This is a genomic window from Luteimonas sp. A534 (assembly GCF_054072805.1).
In genome coordinates this window covers 1-5,117 of record NZ_JBSVRR010000015.1, presented here as the reverse complement: position 1 = coordinate 5,117, position 5,117 = coordinate 1, and the positions used below count along the sequence as shown (strand labels likewise).

At 56.8% G+C, this 5,117-nt stretch carries 7 protein-coding genes; all 7 read left to right on the top strand.

Annotated elements, in window-relative coordinates; translation table 11 throughout:
* Positions 1 to 99: 99 nt before the first annotated feature.
* The 7 genes from ACW5F0_RS14620 (at position 100) to ACW5F0_RS14590 (ending at position 4,925) form a co-directional block, all read left to right on the top strand.
* Positions 100 to 627, top strand: coding sequence for a hypothetical protein (locus tag ACW5F0_RS14620; protein ID WP_457000028.1), 528 nt, complete (start codon positions 100 to 102; stop codon positions 625 to 627).
* A gap of 101 nt (positions 628 to 728) precedes the next feature.
* Positions 729 to 1,190, top strand: a complete 462-nt coding sequence (locus ACW5F0_RS14615; RefSeq protein WP_457000027.1) for a hypothetical protein — start codon at positions 729 to 731, stop codon at positions 1,188 to 1,190.
* Between the two features lie 68 nt (positions 1,191 to 1,258).
* The gene (locus ACW5F0_RS14610; RefSeq protein WP_457000026.1) at positions 1,259 to 1,789 is read left to right on the top strand and encodes a DUF2569 domain-containing protein; all 531 of its coding nucleotides are present in this window, start codon (positions 1,259 to 1,261) and stop codon (positions 1,787 to 1,789) included.
* Positions 1,790 to 1,827: 38 nt separating this feature from the next.
* Positions 1,828 to 2,460 (top strand): DUF998 domain-containing protein, encoded by a 633-nt coding sequence (locus ACW5F0_RS14605; protein WP_457000025.1) that lies wholly within the window; start codon positions 1,828 to 1,830, stop codon positions 2,458 to 2,460.
* Between the two features lie 896 nt (positions 2,461 to 3,356).
* The gene (locus ACW5F0_RS14600; RefSeq protein WP_457000029.1) at positions 3,357 to 3,728 is read left to right on the top strand and encodes a hypothetical protein; all 372 of its coding nucleotides are present in this window, start codon (positions 3,357 to 3,359) and stop codon (positions 3,726 to 3,728) included.
* 374 nt (positions 3,729 to 4,102) lie between these two features.
* Complete coding sequence (locus tag ACW5F0_RS14595) at positions 4,103 to 4,537, top strand: hypothetical protein (RefSeq protein WP_457000024.1); 435 nt, start codon at positions 4,103 to 4,105, stop codon at positions 4,535 to 4,537.
* A gap of 88 nt (positions 4,538 to 4,625) precedes the next feature.
* A complete protein-coding gene (locus ACW5F0_RS14590; RefSeq protein ID WP_457000023.1) occupies positions 4,626 to 4,925 on the top strand; it encodes a DUF5076 domain-containing protein in 300 nt (99 codons plus the stop codon).
* The last annotated feature ends 192 nt before the right edge of the window (positions 4,926 to 5,117 follow it).

Genomic DNA, 5,117 nt, shown 5'->3' with positions numbered 1-5,117 from the left:
CGCTTCGTTACGCAAAGCACATGGCAGGTACAGCTTGCCATGTGCTTTGCTCCACTACGCGTCTCGGCTTAACTTAGGCGTTAGGTGCTAGGAGGCACTATGACCATGGCTGCAAGTAAGATCAAAAGCGCTCTTCGGACTCATTGGTTTTTCTTCGTTGCAGCTGCCGTAGTTGCAGCCGATTTTTCTCTCGCTTCACTGGATGGCTGGTCAAACCCTCGCCTGCTTGAAGCAGGCATTCTCTTTGACCTGAGCATTGTCATTCCTGCCATGTATCTGTGGTGCTATCGATCCCGCGGCAAAGCTGCCGTTGTTCGCGCCATAGCGCTGAGCTGCCTCGGCATTTGGGTAGCTGGGCATGTCGTTCCAAGCGAGCACCACCAAATTCTCAGCACCGTAGGCTTTGTTCGCTACATCGGTCTCGCCGTGTTGATCGTCATTGAGCTCAAACTCGCGGTCGTCATCGTTCGTGCCACATTCCGTCGTAACAGTGATGCAGCGCCCGCGGTGCTAACCGCTGCCAAGGATGCCGGCATGCCTGAGTGGACCGCTCGCCTGATGGCCTGGGAGGCATCGCTGTGGCGCAAAGCTTGGGACGCTGTGCGGCGCATAGCTGGTCGCAACTAGCACCTAACAATTCATTCAAGCCGACGCCGCTTCGCGGCGCGGCTTAATTCAGGCGTTAGCCGCTAATCCTTTCCTTACTCCGTTGGAGCTACCTTACGCTCATGTATAGCCGCCCGATCGCTCTTCTAGTGGCAGTCTCAGCAACACTCGCTCCTGCCGTGGCACATGGCGGGGTCTACAGCGACAGTTTGGCCAAGTGTCTAGTGGAGCGCACTAGCGACCAGGACAAGATTTTGTTGGCTAAATGGATATTCACGGTAATAGCGGCCCATCCTAGCGCAGCGTCGCTGGCAACCGTAGACGGGCATCAAAAGAGTGAAGTAGTTGAGGGCACAGGGAAGCTCTTCGAAACGCTACTGACGGAGTCGTGTCATGAGGAGACTGCCAAAGCGGTTAGATACGAGGGATCTGAAGCGCTGGGAATTAGCTTCAAGGTGCTCGGCGAGATCGCGATGAATACTCTGTTGACCGACCCGAAGGTGCAAGCCGAAACTGAGAACTTCATGCAGCACGTCGATGCCAAGAAGCTAGAGCAAGCCTTTGCCCTTCCGGCTGGCGGCTAACAATTCATTCAAGCCGAACCCGCTTCGCGGGTCGGCTTAATTCAGGCGTTAGGCCACTAGGGGAGATCATGGCTACTGATACGAAAGACTTGGAAGGGATCGGCGGCTGGCTACTGCTCGTCGTCCTTGGATTGATAGTCAGCCCAATTCGCATCGCCATGATGCTTTCCCAGAACCACTTCACCATCTTCTCCGATGGAACTTGGGAAGCGCTAACCTCCCCAGAGAGCGATAGCTACCACTCGCTGTGGGCTCCCCTTCTCTCTCTCGAGATTGCCGGTAATGTCCTCACCATCTTGTTGGCCCTCATAACGCTTTGCTTCCTTGTCATGAAGTCCAAGCACACGCCAAAGGTGGCAATTACCTGGCTTCTCTTCGGGCTGGTGTTCGTAGCGTCCGACTTCGTTCTGGCTCAGCAGATTCCACTCATAGCTGAGCAACCGGCCGACCCAGAGACCATTAAAGAGTTAGTACGTTCGGTGGTGGGCGCCGCTATCTGGGTCCCATACTTCCTTGTTTCAAAGCGTGTAAGGGCCACATTCAGCCGCGAGTGGCCTAACAATTCATTCAAGCCGACGCCGCTTCGCGGCGCGGCTTAATTCAGGCGTTAGGCCGCATGACGAGACTTAGGAAGCCTATGAACAGAGCGAAACTCGCACGACTCCTACTCCTGGCATCCATTCTTTATGTGATTTTCTTCTACTTCATTGGCAGCGCCATTAAGCCGGGATACTCACAGGTTTCAAACTTTGTCAGTGAGTACAACGCAACTGGAACACCTTGGGCTCAAACGCTTACCTATGCAGGTTTTGCTGCTACCACGGCCATCCTTGTGGCCTTCTTGGTCACAGCTTCCCCCCTTCTCAAGGTTTCCGGCGCAAGCCGCCTGGGAGCATGGCTTTTGTGGTCTGTTCCCGCCTCATACTTTCTTGCTGTGATCGCCCCTTGTGATGCTGGATGCCCGCTTGACGGTTCGACCAGCCAGATCGCGCACAATTTTCTCGCCATCGCCACCTACTTCGGCATGGGCGCCGGCATCTTCCTAATTTCACTGGCCTCGGAGTTCGGCAACTTCAAGTTGCGCCGCGGTTTCCTGCTTGTGACTGGCATCGCCTTTCCAGTAGTGTTCTTCCTCATGGTCCAGCCAGAGCTAGCCTCGTGGGGAGGCTTGCTGCAGCGTCTACTAGACGTCGCAATGGCTACATCCTTGGCTCTAGTTGTTTGGACACTCGCACCGACCGGCCGCAATGTACAGCAGGCTGCGGCCTAACAATTCGTTCAAGCCGAACTTGCTTCGTTACACCAAACACATGGCAGAAAAAGCTTGCCATGTGTTTGGCTCCACTACGCAAGTCGGCTTAACTCAGGCGTTAGGCCTTGTTTCCCGCACTGTTGTTGCCGGGTTCTAGGCGATCTGTAGCGCCTCGCTTATCCGCAGCGTTTGCACCTCGCACGCGCGGTGCAGGCATCGGCAATCAGCCCTGTAGCAGCTCGGCTTCGGACAGGCGTGACTCTCCGCAAGACTTGACCGGCCGAGTCGGCTTCGGACAGGGCGCAGTGAGAGTTCTTGGCCGCGCGAGTCGACTGTTCTGGCTTTGGCGGCAAATGCCAGCCTCAGGCCGCTCGGCCAGACTTGTTGTACTGTTCGGCTCAGGGGTTGGGCTGTCGCAAGGTCGGGCGCAAGCTCGGCGTGCGGCGGCCTAACAAGTCGTTCAAGCCGAAGCCGCTTCGTTACGCAAAACACATGGCAGGTAAAGCTTGCCATGTGTTTCGCTCCACTACGCGCCTCGGCTTAACTCTGGCGTTAGAGGCTATGGACAGCTCCCAGCTACTGGCAAAAGCATTCTTGGCGCTCGCGCTTACCTGCGTAGTCGCAATTGTCATTCTCTTTAACATCGCTGGTGCGGGTCTTCTAGCCAGATTACTTGTCTACACCTTTCTGGCCGGCCTACTCGCCAGCGGCATTTCCACGGCGCTTTCGTTTCGCTCAGGCTCGCCCAAGGCGCTGCAACACATGTGCAGGGCTGTCTTTGGTGCTTACACTTTGACAGCTGCTTCAGTCATCCTCTGGGTAGTAGTGGTAAAGCCACCATTCGGCTAGCCTCTAACAATTCATTCAAGCCGAACCCGCTTCGCGGGTCGGCTTAATTCAGGCGTTAGGCGGCTATGGAAGGACTTCTCTACTTCGCAGCAGTTCTCGCCGTGGCTTTGGGCGCGGCCCATTCGTTCCTCGGGGAGCAGTACATTCTCAGCCGTCTGTTCCGCCGCAATGATTTGCCCAAGCTATTCGGCAGCCCAGAGTTCACGACGCGAACGTTGCGCTTTGCCTGGCACATCACCACGGTCGCATGGTTCGGCTTTGCTGCACTCTTAGTGCATGCGGGTCGCGGTGACCTCACGATGTCCGGCATGCTCCAGATCATCGGGCTAACCTTCGTTGTGTCCGGGGTCCTGCCGTTGCTTCTCACCAGGGGCAAGCACTTGTCTTGGCTGGTACTGTTCGTCATCGGCGGCATTGCACTCTGGTGCGCCGCCTAACAGTTCATTCAAGCCGACGCCGCTTCGCGGCGCGGCTTAATTCAGGCGTTAGGCCGCTGCGGGAGGTGGCATGCCAATAGGGGAGATCGCCGGTGAAGCTGTTGGCGGAGTGCTGCGTCTTCTCGGGCGCTTACTCTTCGAGATCATCTTCGAACTGCTGATCCAAGGTCTGGGCTACGTTGTGATTCGCATCTTCCGGCCTGGCCAAGAGCCCAGCTCTAGCGCCTGCGCTATCGTTGGTCTGTTTTGTTGGGGGGCTGTGTTCGCTGGTGGCTACTTCGTCTACCGTGCGACCGCGGCCTAACGAGTCATTCAAGCCGATGCCGCTTCGCGGCACGGCTTAATTCTGGTGTTAGGCCTCACTGGAAGGGCTTATGCAATCTGTTGCGGAGAACGATGAAAGTCAAAAGTGGCTGCTGCTCCGCTCACTGACGGAAGGGAAGCCTCGTTTCGTCGGCGTGATTCCAGAGCTGCCTCCCACTAATGTCAGAGCGGCGTTCCCGGAACGGATCACAATTGTCGTCGAGTACGAGGCAGACCCAAATGGCCTGCCGGTGTACGCCGACGACCTAGAAGCTCTGAACGGTCTGGAGGAGGACATTCGAGCCTGGGACCCTGAGGAGCGGGTGTTCCTAAACGCGGCTCGTAGTACGGGCTTAGGAGAGCGTCGCTGGCTCTTGTACGCATCGGACGTAGATGCGATGGAAGCTTTGGTTCCTGAGAATGACTTCATGGACATCTCCGCAGAGCATGATCCAGAGTGGTCGGAAGTTTCGGTGATTCTTGCTGGGGTGCGTAGTGAGGGCTAACAATTCATTCAAGCCGGCGCCGCTTCGCGGCGCGGCCTAATTCAGGCGTTAGGCACCACATTAAACTTCATCGAGACATGGAAGAATCATGAGCGCTGACGAACTTGGCATTCCACCGGACGCCCTCACAGACCCCGAGGCATTTGAGCTCATGCGTCTGTGGGCGGCCAACGGTCAGCTACACGTCACGATCAGTTCTGAAGTTGCTGGCGGCGCAGAGGACTTCGGCGAACTGCTAGCCGACCTCTTTGAACACGCATCACGCATGTATGCCCAGAGAGACAGAATGCCGCTTGCTCAGTGCCGCGAACTAATGCTCCAGGACTTCTTGCGGCGAACAGTGTCGCCAAAGGCGAGCATTGAGGGCGCGCTCCCGATAGAGCACTAGGTGGTGCCTAACAATGCGTTCAAGCCGACACCGCATCGGGGCGCAAACCACATGGCAGGTAGAGCTTGCCATGTGCTTCACGCCCCGCTGCGGCGCGGCTTAACTTAGGCGTTAGGCCGCAGGTGACGATTTGACGCACAACGTGCTCTTTGTCTGTGGCAAGAACCGTCTTCGCAGCCCGACCGCGGAGCA